The following is a 22,646-nucleotide window of genomic DNA, read 5'->3' as shown; positions in this document are numbered from 1 at the left end:
TCACGAATGCCGGATCTCGGCACCTCAGGCGCCCGACTCCACCTTGCGCCACTCCACTGCGGCGCGATCCAGCACCCCGTTGACATAGGTGTGGCCGTGCTCGGAGCCGAAGCGCTTGGCGGTTTCGATTGCTTCGTTGATCACCACGCGGTACGGCACGTCCTGGCGGTACAGCAATTCATAGGCAGCCAACCGCAGCACTGCGCGTTCAATCGCATCGACCTCTTCCACGCCGCGATCCAGGTACGGGGTCAGCGCGGTATCCAGTTCGGCGCGGTTGCTCAGCACGCCTTCGACCAGGTTCTCGAAGTACGCCAGATCGGCCACTTCGTGCGCCTGCTCATGGGCGAACTGGCCGATCACCTGCTTGGCGAAGCCACCGGAAATCTGCCACGCATACACCGCCTGCAAGGCACGCCGACGTGCGCGCGAACGCAGCACCGGGTCGATACCGTCGCGACGGCCGTGGCGCGGGTGCCCACCAGGCTTGCTCATGGCAACAACTCCATCAAATTCACCAGTTCCAGCGCTGCAAGCGCGCATTCCTCGCCCTTATTCCCGTGGCTGCCGCCGGCACGCGCTTCGGCATCTTCCACGCGTTCGACCGCCAGCACGCCGTTGAGCACCGGCACGCCGGTCTGCAACTGCACGCTCATCAGGCCTTCGGCGCACAGGTCGGCCACGTGTTCGTAATGGCGGGTATCGCCACGGATCACGCAGCCCAGCGCGATGATTGCGCCGTGCTGGCCGGACTGCGCCACGCGGTTGGCGGCGATCGGAATTTCCCAGGCGCCGGGCACGCGGATCACGTCGATAGCGTCGTCGCCAATGCCGTTGCCGGCCAGGCTCTGGCGCGCGCCGGTGACCAGCGCGTCGGTGATGCGGGCATTCCAGCGGCTGGCGATGATCGCAAAGCGCGCGGTGGTGGGGCGAAGATCGCCTTCGTAGTGGGTCATGCGGGTCGGCAACTCGAGGGGGCAGGAAGTTTAACAGCTGCCGGGGCCAGGCCCGGCCGACGCGTACAGACCTGGTCCACCAAAGCAGACCCGGCCATGCGTTTTAACGGCAATGTGCGATTGCGGTCAGCCGACTGCCCCACCCGATCAGGCCGGACCTACGCCTCAACCGATGGCCATGCTCTGGCCACTGCGCTTCCGGCACGTAGGCCATAGCAGCTGACAGATACGCGCTGTCAGTCACGCGAGCCGACACGGCCGGAACCATCGGCACGGGGCGGATGCCATCGGTAACGGCTCGCAGCCATCTCAGGGCACGGCGGGCGGCGACACCGAACGCACACCTTCGCCGGCGTGGCATTCCAGATACTCCACCACTTCCAGCCCGAACCCGGCCAACCCCACCTGACGCCGCGGGGTGCCCAGCACGCGCAACTTGCCCAGACCCAGTTCGGCCAGGATCTGCGCGCCGGCGCCGTTACGCCGCCACTGACTCACGTCCTTGGCGTTGGCGGCGGCTTCGGGTTGCTGGCGCAGCCGTGCCAGCAGCGATTCGCTGTCGCGCGGTGCCGACAGCACCACCATCACGCCCTGCCCTTCGGCGGCAATCGCGCGCAAGGCATCGGTGGCCGCCACGCCGAAGTCATCGCGTTGCCAATGCAGCAAGTCGGCCAGCGGATTTTCTACCTGCACACGCACCAGGGTGGGTGTGTGCGGATCGGCGCTGCCGCGCACCAACGCAAAGTGCAGGTCGTGCGCGATGCGGTCGCGGTAGGTCACCAACTTGAACGGGCCAAATTCGGTGGTGATATCGCGCTCGTCCACGCGCTCGACGGTGTGCTCGTTGGCCAGCCGGTACGCGATCAGATCAGCGATCGAGCCCATCTTCAGCCCATGCTCGCGCGCGAACACTTCCAGCTGCGGGCGACGCGCCATGCTGCCGTCCGGGTTGAGCACTTCTACCAGCACACCGGCCGGTTCCAGCCCGGCCAGCATCGGCAGATCGCTGGCTGCTTCGGTGTGCCCTGCACGCGTCAGTACGCCGCCGGGCTGCGAAATCAGCGGGAAGATATGCCCCGGCTGGCTCAGATCCTGCGGCTTGGCATCCGGCCGCACCGCGGTGCGCACGGTGTGCGCGCGGTCGTAGGCGGAAATGCCGGTGGTCACGCCTTCGGCCGCTTCGATGCTGACGGTGAAGTTGGTCTGGAACTGCGCGGTGTTGTTGCGCACCATCGGCGCCAGGCCCAGTTGCGCGCAGCGCTCGCGGGTCAGCGACAGGCACACCAACCCACGTGCGTGGGTGACCATGAAGTTGATGTCCGACGGCTTCACCAACTCGGCGGCCATGATCAGATCGCCTTCGTTTTCGCGGTCTTCGTCATCGACGATCACCACCATGCGACCGGCGCGCAATTCTTCAATCAACTCAGGAACGGGCGCGAAATTCATGCCACACCTCGCGTGCCGAGCAGGCGTTCGACATAGCGCGCCACCAGATCGATTTCCAGATTCACCGCAGCACCGACTGCCGTCTGCGCAAACGCGGTATTGGCCACCGTATGCGGAATCAACGCGACTTCGAAGCCTTCTTCGTCCACTTCATTGACGGTGAGGCTGACACCATCCACACAGATCGAGCCCTTCTTGGCGACATAGCGCAACACCGACGGCGGCGCAGCAAATCGCCAGCGCTGCGCGCGTGCATCGTCATGCACCGCCTGCACCTGGCCCAGGCCATCCACATGCCCGCTGACCAGATGCCCGCCCAGCCGGTCGGTGGGCCGCATCGCGCGTTCCAGATTGAGCAGCGCACCTTCCGGCAACGCGCCCAGCGTGGTCAGCGAGAGGGTTTCGGTGGAGGCGTCGGCCTGAAAACTGGCTGCGTCGAACGCAATCACGGTCAGGCACACGCCATTGACCGCAATGCTCTCGCCCAACTGGACAGACTCGAACGGCAGCGTGCCGGTGGCGAAGGTGAAACGCACATCGCCGCCCTGCGGCTGACGCGCAGCCAGCTGGCCGACGCCTTCAATGATTCCGGTGAACATCAGCATGCCTCCGCGTGCAGCACGGAGGCTGCTGCGATGGAGCGCTGGAAGGCCGCGGCGCGGCGCGGCAGGTGGTACATGGACATAGTCGTTTCTCGCAGAAGTTGAGCGAAAAACGCCGCAAGGCAAAGCAAACAGGCGCGCGCACAGCCGCAAGGCTGCGCGGTGGCCGTCTTCTTTCATCCGGACTATACCGTCGGCTCCGGCATCGGACCGGATCTGCTGACCTTCGCGCGATACCCGGCACCTGCAGCGCCAACCGTCGCGACGAAGCGCTCGCGGGCTCACATGCGTGCGCATGCCTACCGCCGGTGGGGAATCGCACCCCGCCCTGAAGACGTTCGTAAGTGCCGGCGAACCGGCCGGCGCAGTTTAACAGTGCGCATCCGCGCAATGCCTGAGCGTCAGACAAGGCTGGCAGGACGCTGTGTCGTGTCAGGAAACTCCCCATAGCCAGCTTTGTGAAGAAGCTGTTAAATTGCGCGCGGCGACGGGAGACGTCGTTCTTTTCCACCTCGCAATGGGGTGGAGACACGGACATCAATTCGGAGAGAACCATCCAATGCGCAACACCCTGATTCTGGCTGCCCTGCTGGCTGCCGCACCGTTTGCCGCCTCTGCGGAGGGCCTGAGCTACACCTACGTCGAAGGCGGCTGGAACCGCACCGACTTCAACGTCAATGATGACAACGAGGGCATCAACGGGGGCTACCTGCGCGGTTCCTGGCAGATCGCCCAGCCGGTTTACGTCTTCGCCGGCTACCAGCGCGCCACCAAGGACTACAACCTCGGCGCCGACTTCACGATCGACGGCACCCTGACGCAGGCCAACGCCGGCATCGGCTACCGCCAGGAAATGACTGAGCACGTCGAGTTCATCGCCGACATCAGCGCGCTGCGTACCAAGGTCGATGCGGACCTGCGCCAGCGCGGCCGTTCGCTGGGCAGTAGCTCCGACTCCACCACCCTGGGCTGGGTGAACCTCGGCCTGCGTGGCAAGCCTTCGCCGCGTACCGAAGCATGGCTCAAGGCCGGCTACATCGATGGCAGCGACGTGGACAAGGGCGAGTTCGTGGGCACCCTGGGTGGCCAGGTGAACTTCACCCAGACCTGGGGCCTGGTTGGCGAAGCCCAATTCATCGACGACGCAAATCAGTACCGCGTCGGCGTGCGCGCGAGCTTCTGATCGGCATCGTGCATGAATAAAAAAGGCCCTGCATGCGGGGCCTTTTTTTTGCACTCACCCCACCGCGAGTGGCGCGTAGCGCAAGCGCAGATCCTGCCCAAGCTGACGCACATCGTGGAGTTGCAATTCGTAGCGCTGTGCCAGCGTTTCGATGCCGAGGCCAGCAAGCAAGGGTCTTGCAGTGTCGCCCAGCAGCACCGGGGCCATATAGATCAGCAGCTCGTCCACCAGCCCCGCCTGCAGCAGCGCACCGCTCAGCGTGGCCCCGGCTTCCACATGTACTTCATTGATGCCGCGCTTGGCCAGCAACGCCAGCACTGCAGCCAGATCGAAACGTCCAGCACTCAGCGGCAGTGCCGCAAATTCCGCACCATTCAGCGCAGTTGCCGCGATAGCATCGCCATGCAGATACAGCGTCGGGGCATCGCCATCGCGAATGTTGGCGCACGCCAACGTGCGCAAGCCGGAATCCAGTACCACACGCAGCGGTGGCGCGAACGCGGTGTCATCGCCCAGCCGCACCGTCATCGACGGATTGTCGGCCAACACCGTGCCAGCACCAGTCAAAATCGCGCAGGCACGCGCACGCCAGCGCTGTACGTCTGCACGTGCATCGGCACCGGTAATCCATTTGGATTGGCCGCTGGCCAACGCGGTGCGTCCATCCAGACTGGCGCCGAGCTTGATCCTTACCCACGGCCAGCCACGCTCTACCCGCGACAGAAATCCCCGATTGAGCGTGCGCGCCTGGGCGTGCATCACCCCGCTCAGCACCTCGATTCCGGCATCGCGCAGCAACGCAAAACCACCGCCATTGACCTGCGGAAACGGGTCGGCCATCGCCGCGACCACACGCGTTACGCCTGCATCGATTAATGCCAACGCACACGGCGGCGTGCGCCCGTAATGCGCGCATGGCTCCAAGGTCACATACGCAGTGGCGCCGCGCGCCAACTCACCGGCCGCACGCAGCGCGAAGACTTCAGCATGCGGGCCACCCGCACGTTGATGAAAGCCTTCGCCCACGCACACGCCATCGCGCACGATGACGCACCCCACCATCGGATTGGGGCGGGTGGTGTAGGCGCCGCGCTCGGCCAAGCGCAATGCCTGCGCCATCCAGCGGTGGTCGTCGGCACTCGCGGCCGTCGCGATCTCCCTCATTGCGTGACTGCTCCCGGCCCGATGCACATCACCACGATGTGCATCGGGCCCAGCAAGAATTTGGTATGCGTCTGCCACCCCAACCGTTGATAAAACGGCATCAATTCCGGCTGGCAATACAGGTATAGCAACGGCACGCCCAGGCGCGCAGCGGCCTGCACGCAATGCGCCACCAGCGCCTCGCCAATGCCCTGCCCGCGCGCCTGCGGCTGCACGTACAATGACGCCAACCAGGGCGACCATTGCCGAATGCGTGCATCGTCGTTTTCGAGCAGGCTCACCGAACCCAGCCACTGCGTCTCACCCAGTGCCACCCAGGTCGTTGGGATGACGCCATCGCGCGTATGGCTGCGCAATTCGCTCAGCGCCTCATCGAGGTTCCATTCCGGCAGCAGCGTGCCGAAGGCCTGCAGATGCGCTTGCGCAATCTCAGGCCGATACGCTGGCGTTTCCGCCACGCAGGCGATGCGCATCGCGCTCATCGCTTGCCGGGTTTGCCGGCGCGTTCCAGTGCCGCTTCCAGTAATGGCAGTTGTTCGCTGCCGACCGGCAGTTCGCGTTCGAGTTTTTCGATTTCCTCGCGGAAATCGGCCACGTCCTGAAAACTGCGATACACCGAGGCAAAGCGCACATAGCCAACATGATCGAGCTTGCGCAGCTCCACCATCACGTATTCGCCCACGCGCAGCGAGCCCACTTCGCGCTCGCCGGACATGCGCAGCTGATGCACGACTGCACGCACTGCCGCTTCGATTTGTTCCTCGGCCACCGGCCGCTTCTGCAGCGCGCGATCGAAGCTGGTGCGCAGCTTGCGTGCATCGAAGGCCTCGCGTCCGCCATCGCTCTTGACCACGGTGGGCAGCTTCAGTTCGATCGTTTCCAACGTACTGAAACGTTCGCCGCACGCCTCGCACTCACGGCGGCGACGAATCGTCGTGCCGTCTTCGGACACCCGCGAATCGATCACGCGGGTGTCGTTGTGCTGGCAGAAGGGGCAATGCATCAGGCGTCCGGAATCTGAGATTAGGGATTAGGGATTGGCAACAGCACAAACAAGGACACGCCGTTAGCGCATCCCAAATCACCAATCTCCAATCCCGGCATCTCAGCCATACACAGGATATTTCTTGCACTGCGCGGTCACTGCATCACGCACTTTCGCCAACACCGCCTCATCGGTCGGGGCGTCGAGCACGTCGGCGATCCAGTTGGCCAGATCGATACTGTCCTGTTCCTTGTAACCGCGCGTGGTGATTGCCGGGGTACCCAGGCGCAGGCCGGAAGTAACGAACGGCGAGCGCGGGTCGTTGGGCACGGCGTTCTTGTTGACGGTGATGTGCGCCTTGCCCAGCGCGGCTTCGGCATCTTTGCCGGAGACGTCGCGGCCGATCATATCGACCAGCATCAGATGGTTTTCGGTACCGCCGGAGACAATCTTGTAGCCACGCCCAATCAGCGTATTGGCCATGGCCTGAGCATTCTTGACCACTTGTTGCTGGTAGGTCTTGAACGCCGGCTCCAGCGCTTCCTTAAACGCGACGGCTTTGGCGGCGATGACGTGCATCAGCGGGCCGCCCTGGATGCCGGGGAACACGATCGACTGCAGCTTCTTCTGCAACTCTTCGCTGGCGCCCTTTGCCACGATGATGCCGCCACGCGGGCCACGCAGCGTCTTGTGCGTGGTCGACGTCACCACGTGCGCATGTTCCATCGGGCTGGGATACACCCCAGCGGCCACCAGGCCAGCGATGTGGGCCATGTCCACGAACAGATAGGCACCCACGCTGTCGGCAATGGCACGGAAGCGGCCCCAATCGATCTTCTGCGAATACGCAGAGAAACCGGCCACCACCATCTTCGGCTTGTGCTCGGTCGCAAGGCGCTGCACTTCTTCGTAATCGATCAGGCCCTGCTCGTTGACGCCATATTGCACTGCGTTGAACAGCTTGCCGGAGACGTTGACCTTGGCACCGTGGGTCAGGTGGCCGCCGTGCGCCAGGCTCATGCCCAGAATGGTGTCGCCCGGCTGCAGCAGCGCCAGATACACCGCCTGATTGGCCTGCGAACCACTGTGCGGCTGCACATTCGCATAGTCGGCATCGAAGACCTGCTTGATGCGGTCGATCGCCAGCTGCTCGGCAATATCGACGAATTCGCAGCCACCGTAGTAGCGCTTGCCCGGATAGCCTTCTGCGTACTTATTGGTCAGCTGGCTGCCCTGGGCCCCCATCACCAGGGGGCTGCAGTAGTTTTCGCTGGCGATCAGCTCGACGTGATCCTCCTGGCGGCCGGCTTCAGCAGCGATGGCCTTAGCCAGTTCGGGGTCGTAGGTTTCCAGTCGGACATCGCGCGAGAACATCAGGTCTCCAGAGGAATGGACAGATGGCAGGCGCATAGTTTAAAGCGTGTTGCACCCTTTGAGGTGAGATGCCATGCACGAGGCCGGGGCCGAAATCACGTCAACCCCAGCAGGTCCGAAGACAGCTGCCTGCAAGCAGACGCAGGCGCAGGCAAGCCCGTGCCTGCGCCGTGGCGCTTTACAGCGCGAACGATCCGCCGAATGTGACCATCAGCGTGCGGTCCTGCAGAAGTTGCCAGGTCGCTGCCGAGGCCGTGGTGTCCAGTGCCGTGGTCGCCGAGAACATCAGCGCCTTACGGTTGCCTAAGTTGAACAGGTTGACCTTCAGGTAAGGCTTCTTCAGGTTGCCGATGTCAGCGAAGTTGTAGCCGCTGTTGAGGTTGACGGTGGCAAATCCAGCAGCGTCCGAGCCACCTGAGTTGAGGAATGTGCCCCAGATCCTGCTCTGCGCATTAACGCTCAGGCTGGCCCACAGGGCATGGCCTGTGTAGTTGATGGAAGCATATCCCGCGTTCCTCGGTGCGTTGACCAGTGTCTTGCCGTCGGTGGCATAGGTGGTGGCACCAAGCGCGACATCGCTCTTCATCTCGCTTTTGTTGTATGCATAGGAGGCATACACAGACCACAGGTCGTCGAACTTGTAGCTCAATTCGGTATTGACACCACGCATCTGCACGCTGCCTAGCTGGTAGTAGACCGGAGCGCGGGTCACCGGATCGGCGCCACTGAACTGCTTGTGCTCGAAGTTGGTCGCGTACAGGTCGAACACCGTGCTCAGATTGTCGCCGTAGTAGCGCCACCCCAGATCGGCGGTCAGCGACTGCTCGGGTTCGGCATCGCTGATCGATGTCTGCGAACCGATAGCATTGGCATAGGCGGCATTCCAGAAATCGTACAGCGCGGACGTGTTGATTGGCGCGCGGTAAGCCTTTCCCACTCCGAGGAATAATTGGTTCTGCTCGTCGAGCTGGAACTTGACGCCCCCCGTCGGCGTGAACTTCCTATAGGTATTAGCGCCGGAGGCGTACAGCGAGCTGTTTCCCGGCGTGGTCGGATCGATGCCCAGGTCAGCGCCCGGCCAGGTCGAATACCAGCCCTTGCGCTGCACCCAGGTATAGGCGCCACCAACGGTCAGCGTCCACTGGTCGTCGGGCGTCCAGGTGTTGGTGGCGAAAGCACGGTAGGTAGGCGTGGTCGAGTAGAAGCGATAGGCGACCTGCGGGCTCCCGTTGGCATTTTTGTAGTAATAGCGGCTGTCATGGCCCCAGACATCGGCGGGGTGGCCCTGCGGGTCGGCCGGAAGGAAGACATTCGAACCTTGCTCACGCGGGCGCTCGACCAGCATGCCGTACTCCAGGCTGTCGCGCATGCCCAAGTCCTGCTTGAACTTGACGTGGATGCCTGGCCGGAAAGTGTCGAAGGTGTAGAACACATAGGTACTGGCGTACCCGTAGCCGCCGCCGCCGTAGCCGTAGACGAAGTACGGCACCACAGATAGGTGCAGGCTGTCGCTCAGTGTGAACTCACCGTCGAGGCTGGCGATCCAGCTGCGGAACGGATTGGTACGGGTGCCGACCCAGTCACTGGCGTCGGCCGACTTGTAGGACTGGACATAGCCAAAGTCGTAGCCATTGACGGCGATCTGCTCCTTGGTGAGGTTGCGGTAGTCGTTCCTGACATGGCGCGTGTATTGCAACGCGCCGGTAATCGCGTCGCCGTCGCCCAGCGTCCACACCGACTTGGCGTCGATCTTGTTCACCGTGGACTGGCCATCGCCGCGCCAATGGTCGGTCTGGTTGTTCGAATAGGAGAACCACGAACGGACCGGTCCGCTGTCGCCGGTGTTGTAGCGCAGGAACGTGCGCTTGTAGTTATTGCTACCCAAGCTCTGGCTCAAGTCCAAGCCGGCATTGGCGGTTGGATCGACGCTGACCCAGGCGATGTTGCCACCGGCTGCGCCGATCACCGGTGAGCTCACGTCGGGAAAGCCCTGCTCGACGGTGATGTCGCCCATGTTTTCGGTGTCGCCGTACTCGCTGGCATACATCGTGTAATCACCCGAGTCATTGAGCGGCACACCATTGAGGGTCACGCCGACCTCGTCGGCGGGGAAGCCGCGCACAGTGAAGTTGCCGTCACTCAGGCCGGTCATGTCGTTGGTGGCCGAGATCGCGCCGGGGATGCTGGATAGCATCTGGGTGAAGTTGGCGCCGGTCACGCCCCTGATGACGGCCTGTCGACTGATGGTGGACACGGCCTTGGGCGCGTACTGCACCTCCATGTTGCCGCTGCCTAGCGACACCGAGCTACCGGTCACCTTGACCGCGTCGAGCTGGAGCGCGCGTTGAGTGGCGTTGGAGTTGGTGGTGTTGGAGGTCGTGGTGAGGCTGCCGCGCGAAACGGCGTCGGTGCCGGCGGCGTCCTGGGCGAAGGCGCCGGCGGCGGCCGCGTACAACACCGCCATCACGGCCACGGAAAGAAGCGCTTTGTTCATGAGGAGATTGCCAGTGTGGGGGAAGGTATCTGGTCAAGCCATTGTCGCGTCGGCACGCGCAGTCGCGGACCAACGTTCGGGCCGCGTCCATGGCCCGAGTGCTTGCAACTGCTGTCCGTTGACTCGGGCGTCGCCATCTTTCAGATGGTGGTCCAGGTCTGCGCAGTTGGACAAAGTGCCCGCCCTGTTCGAGTCGTCCACGCGCCCAATGTCCCGGACTAAGCAGCCCGACGTGCCGGTGGCATCGAATATCTTCATCCGCCGGAACAGCAGAACGCGCCACGCCGTCGCGCACCGGCGGTGCCGAGCTTCAGGCGAGAGTTGCCCCAACCGGTAATTTGGTGTGCAGCATGCGGCCGTTGCCGGCCAGATCGACGCCGGAACCGTTCTATTCCGGATGGGCGTGTCAGGCATGACGGGTTGCGAAGGATCATGGGGGGTCAGATGGCGAGCGTTTGCGAATCAGGAAGGCGGCATGTTGGTGGGCGCGTCTTGACGGACGCCGATTACGGCATGGAAGTCTCGCCTCCGACACACCACATGGCCGATGGCAGCCTAAATTTTTCCCGCCAGACTTGCGGACTCTGAAGTCTTCGAATGTCCCGTTTTGCGATCCGAATGACGCTCCAGTGCATGCGATGCCATTTTCTTGTCCTCTTCTGTGGGCAAATTTTGTCCCTTAAGCCCTCGGCACGATCCAAGAGCGCCTGAACAGCATGTCGTGCGCTGATCCGGAATAGGCGAAACAAGCAGCACTGCTGCACACCTGTGGCGCCAGAAAAACGTGTCCGTCGGTGCAGATCCTTTGGACCGATGGATTGCCCTGGCCCAGTGCACTCTGACACCGAGGGCGGTCAGGTCGAACCACCATCCTGCTGAGCTGCCGCGGCAACGGAGTGCCCATCTATAAAGGCTTTTCCACCCGCAGTCAGAGGAGCGATGTACTTGAAGAACAGAAGTTTGGGTGTTCAGCGGGGCGCAAGCTGGCGCCGGAAGCAGCAAGCCGACAGTGACGGCTCCAGCAGGTTTGCCGGTACAGGCGCAGCAGCGCTCGCTGAGCCGACTGTCTTCTAGGACATAGACAAGTAAAAGATGGTCGTTGCCCGGCGCAGACCATCTACTGCACTAACCCAAGCGCAGCTTCCGAGCCTGCAGATGACCGAAGCGCTTGAACTGATGCTCAACGGTGTGAGCCTCGTGGCGATGCCGACAGAGCCGGCGAACTTGGGCGATGCCGCACGCCAACGCTTCAGCAATGCCTCCTATGCCGGCTCACACAGGTGCTCGGCCATTGCAGCAGGCACCAACACCACCATGTGCTGCAGGATGTCCTTTCGATCGAACAACACGCGCGACAGTGTGCGCTGGTGAAGCCATGGGTTAGTCGAGGCGTGTCAGGCGGGCTGCCACAATGCGACAGGGCGTACCGAAGTACGCCCTGTCGCCGTTACCAATCTGCGGCTGCGCCTAGCCGCCCTGGTTGACGGACACGCTCAATTGTTGAGCACCAGGTCGGCAATGATGCCGGTGGCAATGGCGACCAACAGCAGGTTGCCGCGGTCGTCGCGCTGCCAGCGGTAGCCGTACGGTGGCCGGCGCAGGTCATAGCGGTCGTAATCGTTCACCACATAGACCGGGCCGTGATACCGCTGGCCACGGGCCCAGTACGGACGCGGCGGCGGGCCGGGGCGGTAGTACCCAGGGCGGTCATAGACGTAGACACGATTGCGGTCGTAGCGGCGGTCCTGGTAACGCGCGTCCCGATAACCCTCGCGGTAGCCATTGCTGTAGTAGCGACGGTCCTGACGCCACTCGCGGCGGTCGTCACGGCGATCGTCGCGCCAGTCGCGGCGATGATCCGGGCCATGGTCGCGGTCATGTCCGCGGCGATCGTGGTCGCGGTCCCAATCCCCGGCGAACGCAGACGGTGCGAAGGCACCCAACGCCAGGATGGAGGAAAGCACAGCGGTAACGATGCGTTTGCGGTTCATGACAGCTCCTGTTCGCGGTGTCGTAATTTCATTAAGAGGTTGGCCGCCTTAACGCATTCTTGCTGGAATCGATTACGAAAAAGCCTATTCAGGTCGGAAGCAAGGTGTCGTTTAGCTGCAGGCGCGCCGCCGCGGGCCAAGCCACTTGCCCGTATAATCGACGCAATCCCTTTTTCGCCGCCCCCGGCCTTGGCCGGCGGGCTGCCTGCGTCCCCGGAGCACCCATGTCGCAATACATTTACACCATGAACCGCGTCAGCAAGGTGGTCCCGCCCAAGCGGCAGATCATCAAGGACATCTCGCTGAGCTTCTTCCCAGGCGCCAAGATCGGCCTGCTCGGCCTTAACGGCGCGGGCAAGTCCACGGTGCTGAAGATCATGGCCGGCGTGGACACCGACTTCGAGGGCGAAGCCCGCCCGCAGGCCGGCATCAAGGTCGGTTATCTGGCCCAGGAACCGCAGCTCAATCCTGAGCACACCGTGCGCGAAGCGGTGGAAGAAGGCGTGGGCGACGTGCTGCAGGCACAGGCCGCGCTGGATGCGGTGTATCTGGCCTATGCCGAAGAAGGCGCCGATTTCGATGCGCTGGCCAAGGAACAGGAGCGCCTGGAAGCGATCCTGGCCGCCGGCGATGCACATACGCTGGAAAACCAGCTGGATGTCGCCGCCGATGCGCTGCGCCTGCCGCCGTGGGAAGCGATTGTCGGCAAGCTGTCCGGTGGTGAAAAGCGCCGCGTGGCGCTGTGCCGCCTGTTGCTGCAGAAGCCGGACATGCTGCTGCTCGACGAACCGACCAACCACTTGGACGCCGAGTCGGTGGAATGGCTGGAGCAGTTCCTGGCGCGCTACACCGGCACCGTGGTGGCGGTGACGCATGATCGCTACTTCCTCGACAACGCTGCCGAATGGATCCTGGAACTGGACCGCGGCCGCGGCATTCCGTGGAAGGGCAACTACACCGACTGGCTGACCCAGAAGGACGAGCGCCTCAAGCAGGAAGACAACCAGGAAAAGTCACGCCAGAAGGCGATCCAGAAGGAACTGGAATGGTCGCGCCAGAACGCCAAGGGCGGCCGCACCAAGGGCAAGGCACGTCTGGCTCGCCTGGAAGAGCTGCAGTCGGTCGATTACCAGAAGCGCAACGAAACCAACGAGATCTTCATCCCGCCGGGCGAGCGCCTGGGTAACGCGGTGATGGAGTTCAAGAACGTCTCCAAGAAGTTCGGCGACCGCTTGTTGATCGACAATCTATCGATGATCGTGCCGCCGGGCGCCATCGTCGGCATCATCGGCCCCAACGGTGCCGGTAAGTCGACTCTCTTCAAGATGATCACCGGCCAGGAAAAGCCGGACTCCGGCGAGATCGTAGTCGGCCCCACCGTGCAGCTGTCCTATGTGGACCAGAGCCGCGACGCGCTGGAAGGCAACCACAACGTCTTCCAGGAAATTGCGGGCGGCCTGGACATCCTCAACATCAACGGCATCGAGATCCAGTCGCGCGCCTACATCGGTCGCTTCAACTTCAAGGGCCAGGACCAGCAGAAGATGGTCGGCTCACTGTCCGGTGGTGAGCGTGGTCGTCTGCACATGGCCAAGACCCTGCTGCAGGGCGGTAACGTGCTGCTGCTCGACGAACCGTCCAACGACCTGGACATCGAAACCCTGCGTGCGCTGGAAGATGCGTTGCTGGAATTCCCCGGTAATACCTTCGTGATTTCGCATGACCGCTGGTTCTTGGACCGTATCGCCACGCACATCCTGGCCTTCGAAGGCGACTCGCACGTGGAGTTCTTCCAGGGCAATTACCGCGAGTACGAGGAAGACAAGCGCCGCCGCATGGGCGACGACGCCGGCCCGAAGCGTCTGCGCTTCAAGGCGCTGAAGTAAGTTGTCGTCGTTCAAAAAAAGGGCGCCGAAAGGCACCTTTTTTATTCTCTACTTGGCGACTGGGCGCCGGCGATGGGCCTGTCTTGCCGAGCGGCGTTTGCCTATCGCGATGTATCTTGAGGCGCCCCGCAGCTAATGGTTCCTGCAAGTGCACTACCCGCGCGCATGCTTGCTGCCTACCGGGATGCGCCCTGTACATGCCTTGGTCCATCAACGACAGACCATAGAAATGTATTACAGGTCGTAAGACAGCACGTCTTCGAAACCGAAGGTGTCGAAGTTTTCGATGCGCGAGGGATACAGACGGCCGACCAGGTGGTCGTATTCGTGTTGCACCACACGTGCGTGGAAACCTTCGGCTTCGCGCGCGATCGGGCTGTCATCGGGTGCAACGCCGCGGTACCGAATGTAGCGATAGCGTGGAATCACTGCGCGCAGGCCGGGGATCGACAAACAGCCCTCCCAGCCGTTTTCCATCTCTTCGGAGAGTGGTTCGATCTGTGCGTTGGCCAGGGCCGTACGCGGTACCGCAGGCGCTTCGGGATAGCGCTCGCTGGCGTCGAAGCCGAACACCATCAATTGCAGATCCACCGCGATCTGCGGCGCTGCCAAACCGACGCCACGCGCAGCGTCCATGGTTTCGAACATGTCGGCCACCAGCGCGTGCAACTCGGCGCTGCCCAGGTTGGTGACCGGTGGCGCCACACGCAGCAAGCGCTTGTCGCCCATGCGGATAATGTCGCGAATCATGCATGTGCTCCTGAAGATCGTGACGTGCAGTTTAGAGTGGCTGACAACACGTAGCGAGCAGTCTTCAGCCGGCTATAAACAGCGCGCGAGAACTGCAGTGTACGAGTGGTAGGTGCCGGCATTTGTGCATGCCTCCTCCGAGTAGCGCTCGAGGCGCGTCGCGGTGGGTACAGTCCGCCTCGTTAGTCACTCACACAGCGGCATGTTATGCGTGCAGACGGCATGTGCAGCAACCTGCTGATCAGTGGTTGATAGCCCTACGAGCCGCCGAACGGATACCCCATGGATGAGCGCACTCCGTCTAATCGCCAACGCTGCAACCAGCGTGACAAGCGCAATGCCGGCTGCGCGCGCCGGTTGACAATGTCAGCGGCGGATGCGTTGCCCCGCCTCGTCCAGCACACGCTCGCCGTCTTCCTTGACGAAGCCCTGCGTGGCTGGCGGCAACAGGTCCAGCACCAGTTCGGAGGGGCGGCACAGGCGCGTGCCGCGCGGGGTCTGTACGAATGGGCGGTTGATCAGGATCGGGTGCGCGAGCATTGCGCTCAACAATGCCGTGTCGTCCAGGGCAGGATCGTCGAGCCCCAGTTCCAGATATAGCGTGCCTTTCTGGCGGATGGCCTCGCGAACCGTGATGCCGGCAGCGGCGATAAGCGACTGCAGCGTCTCGCGGCTTGGCGGGTGCTGCAGGTAATCGACGATTTGCGGTTCGACGCCGGCATGACGAATCAGCGCAAGGGTATTGCGGGACGTCCCGCAGCCGGGGTTGTGGTAGATGACGGCGTGCATGGTGGTCTAGGGTTGACTGAGGATGTAGCGCGCTGCCGTCGACTGGCGTCGGGCGGCGCTGAGAGCGGCCAGTGTACGAGTGGCCTTGTGGGTATGCCGAGCGCTGACCGCGTGCGCGTTAGCGGGTTGGGTGACGACGCCAGGGAAGGCCGCTGGTGTGACATGCCTCTGGAGGCTGCGCCCGTACCCCCATCCGCCCCTTCGGGGCACCTTCTCCCGGTGGGAGAGAAGCGCAGTTGATGCCTGCCGGAGCATCGGCCCTTCTAAAGCAGCGGGCTGCTTGGCTGAGCCAGCTTGGCACTGTGCCAACGCGTGACCACGATCGTGGCCTGGCCTGCCTGCGCCTATGCCTATGCCTATGCCTATGCCTATGCCTGCACCCGCGGCCGCGCCAACAATCTATCTGGCTCCGAGCGACTCAGCGGTACCGGGCCCAAGAAATCCCCAGTCCACAAGCCCGTCGATGACTTTTCAGGTTCCGGCCTCGCACTCGTCGGCGAATGCGTCAAAAGATTGACATAAGTGCCGGATTCATGATTCAGTCATGAATAGACTGAATGGAAAGATTTCTCCCGAGCGCCAGTGTCAGCACGGCGTCTTCCCCTGTTAGACCCAAGGAAACCCCAACGATGATGAGCTTTCGCAAGCCCGGATGGATGCTGTCCGGTCTGTTGTGTCTCGTGTGCCTGCCGGCAATCGCCGCAGCGCAGGAAACGGCCACCAGCAGTTCCAAGGTCGGTATCGATCCCACCACCGGCAAGTTGCGCCCGCTGACCGACGCCGAGAGCGCGGCGCTGGAGCAGCAGGCCGCCGCCGCCAACTCCGCAGCCCGCAGCGCCGCACGCACCTCGGTTCCGCAGACCGAAGCGGCCGCACGCACTACCGAGCGTCGCCTGCCCAACGGCACCGTGGCGCGCAAGTTGCCGGCCACCCAAATGAGTTCGCTGACGGCAACCCGCCAGGCCGACGGAAGCATCGTCATCGAACACAGCGAAGACGCCGATACCACCCAACCCGCCCACGCCGAGCACGGAGCGCTGCCGCATGAATAAGCCCTTGTTGCTGTTGTCTCTGGCCGTGGCTGCGGCACTGGCACCGCTGCATGCATCGGCGGCCAATGTCACGCTGATCAATGGCGATGCCGGCACCGTGGTCGGCTTGAACGACCCGACCGCTGCCTCGCCGTTGGGCGGCAATCCGGGGCGCTCGATCGGTGAGCAACGCCGCATCGCATACCAGTACGCAATGGACCTGTGGGGCGCGGTGCTGCAGAGCAACGTCGAGATCAAGGTGCATGCCTCGTTCGCACGGCTGACCTGTACCGCCACCGGCGGCACGCTGGGCCAGGCCGGCCCGAACTGGATCGTCAACAACTTCCCCGGTGCCAAGGTCAATACGTTGTACCCGTCCGCGCTTGGCGATGCGATCGCCGGGCAGGACCTGGTGCCGGATCCGGCCGATCCGGCCGACATATTTTCGCAGTTCAACGGCGACCTGGGCAAGGACGATTGCCTGGCCGGCTCGGGCTGGTATCTGGGTCTGGACGGCAAGACACCCGAAGGCCAGATCAACTTCCTCAACGTGGTGATGCATGAGATCGGCCATGGTCTGGGCGCGGCGGGCTTTCTCAACAAGACCACCGGCGTGCTGGGTTCGGGCAGCGGCCTGACCGACGTCTACACCTCGCAGGCCTACGACAACGTTCAGAACAAGCGCTTCGACGACCCGACCATGACCAACGCTATGCGCGCCGAAGCGATGCGCACGCCCGGCCGTACGGTATGGGCCGGGACGCGCGTGAACCGCGAGGCGGCGTTGATCCTGGATCCGCGCACGCTGCTACGCGTCACCGCACCGGCCAGCGCTGCGGGCAAGTTCGAAGTGGGCTTTGCCAGCTTCGGTCCGCTGGCCACGGCGGCCAATTTTCCGGCGCGTTCGGTGGTGACGGTCAACGACGGCGTGGCCGCCGCATCGGCCAGCGATGGCTGCGAAACCCCGTTCGTCAATGCGGCCGATGTGGCCGGCAAGGTGGCGCTGATCGACCGCGGCACCTGCGCGTTCGCGATCAAGGTGAAGAATGCACAGCTCAATGGCGCGGTAGGCGTCATCGTCGCCAACAACGCGGCCGATGTGCAGACGATGGGCAACGCAGCACCGCCGATCACCGACATCACCATCCCCGCCATCATGGTCTCGCAGGCCGATGGCGAGCGCCTGAAGAGAAGCACTGCGGTGGTCGCCGCGCTGTACGAAGATCCGCAGCTGCTACAGGGCACCGACAGCGCAGGCCGCACGCGGCTGTACTCGCCTAGCGTCGTGGCGGGCGGTTCGACGTTCTCGCACTTCGATACCGATCTGCAGCCCAATGCCTTGATGGAGCCGTTCAACACGCCGGAAGTGCAGGCGCATGTCAACTTGGACCTGACCGCGGCGCTGTTTGCCGACATCGGTTGGACCTTGAACACCGGGCCGGCCAAGTTGGGCACGTGCAACACCTTGGTCCCGACGGTGGAGACCGGCGGCCTGATTCCCGGTGCGAACGTGTCTGCCGAAAGCAGCCTGTGCAAGACGCAGAACGTCGGCAACCGCCTGGGTTACCTGACCTGCATGGACGAACACGCGCGCGAGTTGCAGAGCCAGGGCGTGATCAGCCGCGTGCAACAGGCAGCGGTCTTCGTCTGCGCCACCAAGGTGCGTCCGTAAGCGATAAACGTGGTGTGTGAGATTGTGTGATGCGAACGGCGCCGCAAGGCGCCGTTTGTTTATTCGCACTCGTGCTGTTCAGTGCAGGCGAGTGCATCGATGCAACGCTGCGGCGACAAAGAAGGCGTGGCCATCAAGCGTGCGGAGGCCATGCATAGGCATCCAGCTGCCCCTTGGCCCACTGCACAGAACTGCTCCGCACGATCACCGCGATGCGGAGGATCTGCCACGTAATCAGTTCCCAGACCGCGTGGCCGGATTTTCGGCAGTGCATGCCACCCTGCCTCAATCCGGCGGTGCGTGGTTACGCTGTTTGGCTAAGCCTCTGCCATGGGCGGCAGCCCAAACACGTCGCGCAGATAGCGCAAATACCCGATGTCCTCGCACATGCTCTTGCCGGGCGAATCGCTGAGCTTGGCCACCGGCTGGCCATTGCAGCGCACCATCTTGATGACGATCTGCAGCGGCGTCGGCCCCAGATCGTTGGTCAGGCTAGTACCCACCCCGAAGGCCAGCCGGCAGCGGGTATGGAAATGCGCGTACAGGCGCATCACCTTGTCGATATTGAGGCCGTCGCTAAACACCAACACCTTCGTGCGTGGATCAATGCGGTGCGCTTCCAGATGCGCGATGACGCGTTCGCCCCATTCGAACGGGTCGCCCGAATCGTGGCGCATGCCGTCGAACAACTTGCAGAAATACAGGTCGAAATCGCGCAGGAACGCATCCAGCCCGACCACGTCCGACAACGCGATGCCCAGATCGCCACGGTATTCGCGCGCCCACGATTCCAGCGCCGCCACCTGCGAATCGCGCAACCGCGGCCCTAATGCCTGGAAGGCCTGCAGATATTCGTGCGCCATCGTCCCCAGCGGGGTCAACCCGTACTGCCTGGCGAAATACACGTTACTGGTACCAACGAACTGTTCGCCCAGGCCATCGCGCAACAGCGGCAGCAATTGGCCATGCCATTGCCGCGAGTAACGCCGGCGCGTGCCGTAATCAGCAATCTTGCAGCCGGCAGGCATGCTGCGCAGGCTGCTCACCTTCTCGCGCAGGCGGCTGCGGCCTTCTTCGAAATCCGGCTCGGAGGTATTGCGGAACCAGACCTCGTTGATGATCGCCAGCAGCGGTACCTCGAACAGGATGGTGTGCAACCACGGGCCGCGGATGGTCAGCTCGATCTCGCCCGGATGAGTCGCCGATGCGGTGAGGCTCAGATACTTGCGATCCAGATGAAACAACGCCAGGAAGTCGGCAAAGTCCGGCTTGATGAAGCGCAGGCTGCGCAGGTAATCCACCTCATCCTCGCGCAGCCGCAACCGGCACAGCGCATCGATCTGGCGCGAAATCTCGTCGATGAACTGCGCCAGGTCCACGCCGGGAGTGCGGCATTTGAAGCGGTAATCCACCTGCGCGGCGGGATGCTGGTGCAGCACCGCCTGCATCATGGTGAATTTGTACAGATCGGTGTCGAGCAGCGAATGGATGATCATGGCGCCGGATTATGCCCGCTGCAGCGATGCCGGCGTGTGCACCGGTCAAGATCCGAGTGACAGCGTCGTGCGTTGAACCTGCGTTTGAGGCGGTGCCTGTGCTCACAGGGGCGCTGGTTGGTCTCGACTAGTCCTGAGTAGTGCATTCAACAGCGGAACGCGCACGTCGCGATCACGAACGCGCAGCAGCCGCGTCCGCCTGACACGCGGCGAAGTTACGCAATACGCTTGTGGCGTGGCGACCTGCAACGGCTGACACAATGCAGACGCGTCTATTGTGCGCGCCCTTCCAGCAGAAATTCGGCGCGCTGGACGCGCTGACGCAAGGTTCAAATTTGATCTGCGTGCTCCACCGGCAGGCGTCGCGGCATGTTCATGCTCGCTGGGATCATCGAAACTTTCCAAGTCGACCGCAACGCGCTGTCGCCAACCGAGTGTGGTCGGCGCGCTGGACCGCAGCGTGCGAGCGCTGCAGGTCGATCTCAAGCACCGGCAGCGCCCTGCCCTTCGGCAAGCACAGTCGTTTACTCGCCGCTCTTAGCGCGCCAGCACCTGCTGCGCCGGCTTGCCCTGCACGGTGAAGTCGCTGTCGCCCGGGCCACCGGCCTTGGGGTCGGTGTACCAGCACCACAGCGCGATGCCTTCCACGCCATGCGCCTGCAGCACCTTGCGCCACTGTTGCAGCACCTGCAGCTGCAGCTTCGTATCGACGGCGGCCGTGCGTTGCTCCGGGCTTTCCCACGGCGCCGCCAGACTGCCGCGCGCCGAACGCAGGCCCAGCTCGGCCACCCACACCGGCTTGCCGACACGCTGACCCAACTGCTGCAGGCGTTGCGCGGCAGCGTTCATTTCGGCGGTGCGCGCATCGGCAGCGTCGGACAGGCGCGGATACAAGCTGGTGCCCACCGCATCGAACAACGACCAGTAACGGAAGCTCTCGGCATGCTCCATGCCGTCGGCCACGTACAGCAGTTTTCCGGTGTAGACCTTGCGTACTGCCGCGACCACCGCCGGCCATTGCGGCGCGTCCTGCAATTTGTGCAATTCGGTGCCGATCACCAACGCTTCGGCGTGTTCGTCCTTGGCCACCTTGGCCAACGGCAGCAGGGCGTTCTGATACGCCGCAAACCAGGCTGCTTGATCGGTGGGCGCGGCATCGCCCGCCCAATGTCCCGGAATCCAGACATGCACCTTGAGCGTTGGCTGCAAGCCAGCCTGGAGGCTTGCTCGCAACGCAGCGCGCATGGCCTCCACACTGCTGTCGCTGCCCAACACCGGGTCGTTGGACTGCGGGTCGGCCTGCCACACGAACGCGACCAGCAGCGCCTTGCTGGCGCCGGTCTTGGCTAAGGCATCCAACGACTGCGCTGCAGCCTGGCTTTCCCACGGTGCATTAGCGGATACCTTGACGTTGGCACCCATCCACGTGGGCGCGGCGGCGTTGCAGCCGTTTGCCAGCAGACAAACGCCGATCAACGTTGCGATGCTTAGAACGCGCTTGAACATGCAGCAGATACCTCGGCATTCGGCGGCGCCGCGTGTTGAGCACACGCTGTCGCCTGCAGGGATGCATTGTTCTTGTCCGTCGGCGCCACCGTGGCCGCTGACGGGTTTGCCTGGTTGGCGTTGTCCGCAGGTGCTACTGCAGTTGGCGCCACGACAGCACTATCCGCCGTCGCCGGCCGTACCACGCCAGCATCCTGCGTAGCAGGGGCAACCGATGCACTTACCGGCAACGCCATCGGCTCCGTCATGACAACAGGCTCGCCCTGCATCAGGGAGTGTTCGTCGCCAGTTGCGGCATTCATCCAGCTGCCCCATCCCTGCGGCTGCGCCCAAACCGCACCCACCAGGCCCAGCAGCAGCAATCCGGCCGCCTGGCCGCGCTGGTCGACGTGCAGCGCGCGCAACAACAACGCCACCGGGACCCAGAGCAGCAGCAAGGCATCAAAGCCAGCCCAGCCGAATGCGAACGACAACGCCGCAGCGCAGATCACGGTGCCGGCACTGGCCACCACGCCACGCGTCAGCGCGCCACTACGCGTCCGCGTCACCAGCGCCAGGACCGGGAAGCACACCGCTGCCGCAACGCCCCAACGCACCGCCGGCAACCAGCCTTCGGCGTGACCCGCCAGCGGCAATGGCAACGGGTTGGAGGCCGGCGCGATATTGAGCATCGTCGGCCACGGCGCATTGAATACGATCAGATTGACGTACGCCCACATGCCGATCAGAAACGCGAACGGCAGGTAACACACCAGATAAAACGAACCCGGCGCCTTGCGCAGCATCTGTGGCGGCATCACCAACAACAGCCACGGCGCGACCATCGTCGACAGCGCCAGCGTCTGCAGATCCAGACACAGCAGGATGCACAACCAGCCGGCAATCCGCAGATAAGTGAACGCTTCCACCTGCGCCTGCAACCGGCGCAAGGTGCGGCACAAGCCGTAGAAAGCCAACAGCCCTACCGCGTGACTGCCACCGGCAGCGATGGGCAGCAGGAACAGCGGATTGCACCCAACCAGCAACGTCAGAGCGCTGGCCCAGCCACGTCCGAACACGCCGGCCAGATCGCGCCACAGCAGCGACAGGAACAGTGCGTTCGCGGCGACCGCCACGAACGGCCACACCTGCAACGGCAGATTCCAGCCATGTTGAGTGAGATCGACTACCCACCCCAACAACCCGGTCGCCGGCAGTTCGCCACCCGGTGCGTACACCGTCGCCGCAGTGCCCACCGACTGCACCAGCAACGGCTGGCTCAGCAGCGACAACGCCACCACGGCGATCAGGAACGCCGGCAGCCCACTATCGTGCCGCG

21 protein-coding genes, 1 other RNA gene and 1 riboswitch are annotated in these 22,646 nt (G+C 63.4%); of the genes, 6 read left to right on the top strand and 16 right to left on the bottom strand.

Annotated elements, in window-relative coordinates:
* Positions 1 to 24: 24 nt before the first annotated feature.
* From nusB to KWO_RS04095, 4 genes are all read right to left on the bottom strand, one after another.
* Positions 25 to 495, bottom strand: a complete 471-nt coding sequence (nusB, locus tag KWO_RS04110) for a transcription antitermination factor NusB (protein ID WP_010367695.1) — start codon at positions 493 to 495, stop codon at positions 25 to 27.
* A complete protein-coding gene (gene ribH / locus KWO_RS04105; RefSeq protein WP_010367697.1) occupies positions 492 to 956 on the bottom strand; it encodes a 6,7-dimethyl-8-ribityllumazine synthase in 465 nt (154 codons plus the stop codon). The genes nusB and ribH overlap by 4 nt, the downstream gene beginning before the upstream one ends.
* A gap of 309 nt (positions 957 to 1,265) precedes the next feature.
* Complete coding sequence (ribB, locus tag KWO_RS04100; RefSeq protein ID WP_010367699.1) at positions 1,266 to 2,405, bottom strand: 3,4-dihydroxy-2-butanone-4-phosphate synthase; 1,140 nt, start codon at positions 2,403 to 2,405, stop codon at positions 1,266 to 1,268.
* Entirely contained in the window at positions 2,402 to 3,004 is a 603-nt protein-coding gene (locus tag KWO_RS04095) for a riboflavin synthase (protein ID WP_010381846.1), read from the bottom strand. Before KWO_RS04095 ends, ribB begins: the two co-directional genes overlap by 4 nt.
* A 167-nt stretch (positions 3,005 to 3,171) precedes the next feature.
* A riboswitch (FMN riboswitch) is annotated at positions 3,172 to 3,347 on the bottom strand.
* A gap of 219 nt (positions 3,348 to 3,566) precedes the next feature.
* On the opposite strand from KWO_RS04095, the gene KWO_RS04090 reads away from it, so the two are divergent.
* Positions 3,567 to 4,190 (top strand): hypothetical protein, encoded by a 624-nt coding sequence (locus KWO_RS04090; RefSeq protein WP_010367703.1) that lies wholly within the window; start codon positions 3,567 to 3,569, stop codon positions 4,188 to 4,190.
* 54 nt (positions 4,191 to 4,244) lie between these two features.
* Here the strand turns inward: KWO_RS04090 and ribD are convergent, their stop codons facing one another.
* The 5 genes from ribD to KWO_RS04065 all read right to left on the bottom strand — a co-directional run bounded on the left by ribD (position 4,245) and on the right by KWO_RS04065 (position 10,207).
* Positions 4,245 to 5,354: a bifunctional diaminohydroxyphosphoribosylaminopyrimidine deaminase/5-amino-6-(5-phosphoribosylamino)uracil reductase RibD gene (gene ribD, locus KWO_RS04085; RefSeq protein ID WP_010381849.1), complete on the bottom strand. Its 1,110-nt coding sequence runs from the start codon at positions 5,352 to 5,354 to the stop codon at positions 4,245 to 4,247.
* On the bottom strand, positions 5,351 to 5,836 hold the full coding sequence (locus tag KWO_RS04080; RefSeq protein ID WP_017112785.1) for a GNAT family N-acetyltransferase: 486 nt from the start codon (positions 5,834 to 5,836) through the stop codon (positions 5,351 to 5,353). The genes ribD and KWO_RS04080 overlap by 4 nt, the downstream gene beginning before the upstream one ends.
* Positions 5,833 to 6,357: a transcriptional regulator NrdR gene (gene nrdR / locus KWO_RS04075; protein WP_003490311.1), complete on the bottom strand. Its 525-nt coding sequence runs from the start codon at positions 6,355 to 6,357 to the stop codon at positions 5,833 to 5,835. The genes KWO_RS04080 and nrdR overlap by 4 nt, the downstream gene beginning before the upstream one ends.
* 102 nt (positions 6,358 to 6,459) lie before the next feature.
* Positions 6,460 to 7,713, bottom strand: coding sequence for a serine hydroxymethyltransferase (gene glyA / locus KWO_RS04070; RefSeq protein ID WP_010381852.1), 1,254 nt, complete (start codon positions 7,711 to 7,713; stop codon positions 6,460 to 6,462).
* Positions 7,714 to 7,891: 178 nt separating this feature from the next.
* Positions 7,892 to 10,207 (bottom strand): TonB-dependent receptor, encoded by a 2,316-nt coding sequence (locus KWO_RS04065; protein WP_010381854.1) that lies wholly within the window; start codon positions 10,205 to 10,207, stop codon positions 7,892 to 7,894.
* Positions 10,208 to 11,362: 1,155 nt separating this feature from the next.
* On the opposite strand from KWO_RS04065, the gene KWO_RS04055 reads away from it, so the two are divergent.
* Positions 11,363 to 11,578 (top strand): hypothetical protein, encoded by a 216-nt coding sequence (locus KWO_RS04055; protein ID WP_010367714.1) that lies wholly within the window; start codon positions 11,363 to 11,365, stop codon positions 11,576 to 11,578.
* 122 nt (positions 11,579 to 11,700) lie between these two features.
* Here KWO_RS04055 and KWO_RS04050 read toward each other — a convergent pair whose 3' ends face one another.
* The gene (locus tag KWO_RS04050) at positions 11,701 to 12,198 is read right to left on the bottom strand and encodes an RcnB family protein (RefSeq protein ID WP_010381857.1); all 498 of its coding nucleotides are present in this window, start codon (positions 12,196 to 12,198) and stop codon (positions 11,701 to 11,703) included.
* Positions 12,199 to 12,422: 224 nt separating this feature from the next.
* Here KWO_RS04050 and ettA point away from each other — a divergent pair, with 224 nt between their 5' ends.
* The gene (gene ettA / locus KWO_RS04045; protein ID WP_010367724.1) at positions 12,423 to 14,084 is read left to right on the top strand and encodes an energy-dependent translational throttle protein EttA; all 1,662 of its coding nucleotides are present in this window, start codon (positions 12,423 to 12,425) and stop codon (positions 14,082 to 14,084) included.
* Between the two features lie 234 nt (positions 14,085 to 14,318).
* Here the strand turns inward: ettA and def are convergent, their stop codons facing one another.
* The 3 genes from def to arsC form a co-directional block, all read right to left on the bottom strand.
* Positions 14,319 to 14,834 carry a peptide deformylase gene (def, locus tag KWO_RS04040; protein ID WP_010381859.1) on the bottom strand — a complete coding sequence of 172 codons (516 nt, stop codon included), beginning with the start codon at positions 14,832 to 14,834 and terminating at the stop codon, positions 14,319 to 14,321.
* A 38-nt stretch (positions 14,835 to 14,872) separates the two neighbouring features.
* Positions 14,873 to 14,948, bottom strand: a non-coding RNA gene (locus KWO_RS04035) — sX9 sRNA.
* A 252-nt stretch (positions 14,949 to 15,200) separates the two neighbouring features.
* A complete protein-coding gene (gene arsC, locus KWO_RS04030; protein WP_010381861.1) occupies positions 15,201 to 15,623 on the bottom strand; it encodes an arsenate reductase (glutaredoxin) in 423 nt (140 codons plus the stop codon).
* 312 nt (positions 15,624 to 15,935) lie between these two features.
* Between arsC and KWO_RS04025 the strand changes: the two genes are divergently transcribed.
* From KWO_RS04025 to KWO_RS04015, 3 genes are all read left to right on the top strand, one after another.
* Positions 15,936 to 16,145, top strand: a complete 210-nt coding sequence (locus tag KWO_RS04025; protein ID WP_235047225.1) for a hypothetical protein — start codon at positions 15,936 to 15,938, stop codon at positions 16,143 to 16,145.
* 107 nt (positions 16,146 to 16,252) lie between these two features.
* Positions 16,253 to 16,675 carry a post-PEP-CTERM-1 domain-containing protein gene (locus KWO_RS04020; protein ID WP_017112786.1) on the top strand — a complete coding sequence of 141 codons (423 nt, stop codon included), beginning with the start codon at positions 16,253 to 16,255 and terminating at the stop codon, positions 16,673 to 16,675.
* Entirely contained in the window at positions 16,668 to 18,326 is a 1,659-nt protein-coding gene (locus KWO_RS04015; protein ID WP_010381866.1) for a PA domain-containing protein, read from the top strand. Before KWO_RS04020 ends, KWO_RS04015 begins: the two co-directional genes overlap by 8 nt.
* 317 nt (positions 18,327 to 18,643) lie before the next feature.
* On the opposite strand, the gene pncB is transcribed toward KWO_RS04015, so the two are convergent.
* From pncB to KWO_RS04000, 3 genes are all read right to left on the bottom strand, one after another.
* Positions 18,644 to 19,822 carry a nicotinate phosphoribosyltransferase gene (gene pncB / locus KWO_RS04010; protein ID WP_010381868.1) on the bottom strand — a complete coding sequence of 393 codons (1,179 nt, stop codon included), beginning with the start codon at positions 19,820 to 19,822 and terminating at the stop codon, positions 18,644 to 18,646.
* 537 nt (positions 19,823 to 20,359) lie between these two features.
* Positions 20,360 to 21,328 (bottom strand): glycoside hydrolase family 113, encoded by a 969-nt coding sequence (locus tag KWO_RS04005; RefSeq protein ID WP_010381870.1) that lies wholly within the window; start codon positions 21,326 to 21,328, stop codon positions 20,360 to 20,362.
* Positions 21,310 to 22,608 carry a hypothetical protein gene (locus KWO_RS04000; RefSeq protein ID WP_026113172.1) on the bottom strand — a complete coding sequence of 433 codons (1,299 nt, stop codon included), beginning with the start codon at positions 22,606 to 22,608 and terminating at the stop codon, positions 21,310 to 21,312. The genes KWO_RS04005 and KWO_RS04000 overlap by 19 nt, the downstream gene beginning before the upstream one ends.
* Positions 22,609 to 22,646 lie beyond the last annotated feature (38 nt).

The organism is Xanthomonas vasicola pv. musacearum NCPPB 4379, assembly GCF_000277895.2.
GTDB lineage: Bacteria > Pseudomonadota > Gammaproteobacteria > Xanthomonadales > Xanthomonadaceae > Xanthomonas > Xanthomonas vasicola.
This window is presented reverse-complemented; position numbering and strand designations above follow the sequence as displayed.

Excerpts from the sequence above, each read along its gene's own strand:
- ettA (WP_010367724.1), top strand. The coding sequence starts at position 12,423 with ATGTCGCAATACATTTACACCATGAACCGCGTCAGCAAGGTGGTCCCG.
- pncB (WP_010381868.1), bottom strand. The coding sequence starts at position 19,822 with ATGATCATCCATTCGCTGCTCGACACCGATCTGTACAAATTCACCATG.
- ribB (WP_010367699.1), bottom strand. The coding sequence starts at position 2,405 with ATGAATTTCGCGCCCGTTCCTGAGTTGATTGAAGAATTGCGCGCCGGT.
- KWO_RS04015 (WP_010381866.1), top strand. The coding sequence starts at position 16,668 with ATGAATAAGCCCTTGTTGCTGTTGTCTCTGGCCGTGGCTGCGGCACTG.
- KWO_RS04055 (WP_010367714.1), top strand. The coding sequence starts at position 11,363 with ATGACCGAAGCGCTTGAACTGATGCTCAACGGTGTGAGCCTCGTGGCG.
- glyA (WP_010381852.1), bottom strand. The coding sequence starts at position 7,713 with ATGTTCTCGCGCGATGTCCGACTGGAAACCTACGACCCCGAACTGGCT.
- arsC (WP_010381861.1), bottom strand. The coding sequence starts at position 15,623 with ATGCACGCCGTCATCTACCACAACCCCGGCTGCGGGACGTCCCGCAAT.
- KWO_RS04005 (WP_010381870.1), bottom strand. The coding sequence starts at position 21,328 with ATGTTCAAGCGCGTTCTAAGCATCGCAACGTTGATCGGCGTTTGTCTG.
- nrdR (WP_003490311.1), bottom strand. The coding sequence starts at position 6,357 with ATGCATTGCCCCTTCTGCCAGCACAACGACACCCGCGTGATCGATTCG.
- KWO_RS04020 (WP_017112786.1), top strand. The coding sequence starts at position 16,253 with ATGATGAGCTTTCGCAAGCCCGGATGGATGCTGTCCGGTCTGTTGTGT.
- KWO_RS04095 (WP_010381846.1), bottom strand. The coding sequence starts at position 3,004 with ATGTTCACCGGAATCATTGAAGGCGTCGGCCAGCTGGCTGCGCGTCAG.
- KWO_RS04065 (WP_010381854.1), bottom strand. The coding sequence starts at position 10,207 with ATGAACAAAGCGCTTCTTTCCGTGGCCGTGATGGCGGTGTTGTACGCG.
- ribH (WP_010367697.1), bottom strand. The coding sequence starts at position 956 with ATGACCCACTACGAAGGCGATCTTCGCCCCACCACCGCGCGCTTTGCG.
- nusB (WP_010367695.1), bottom strand. The coding sequence starts at position 495 with ATGAGCAAGCCTGGTGGGCACCCGCGCCACGGCCGTCGCGACGGTATC.
- def (WP_010381859.1), bottom strand. The coding sequence starts at position 14,834 with ATGATTCGCGACATTATCCGCATGGGCGACAAGCGCTTGCTGCGTGTG.
- KWO_RS04090 (WP_010367703.1), top strand. The coding sequence starts at position 3,567 with ATGCGCAACACCCTGATTCTGGCTGCCCTGCTGGCTGCCGCACCGTTT.
- ribD (WP_010381849.1), bottom strand. The coding sequence starts at position 5,354 with ATGAGGGAGATCGCGACGGCCGCGAGTGCCGACGACCACCGCTGGATG.
- KWO_RS04080 (WP_017112785.1), bottom strand. The coding sequence starts at position 5,836 with ATGAGCGCGATGCGCATCGCCTGCGTGGCGGAAACGCCAGCGTATCGG.
- KWO_RS04050 (WP_010381857.1), bottom strand. The coding sequence starts at position 12,198 with ATGAACCGCAAACGCATCGTTACCGCTGTGCTTTCCTCCATCCTGGCG.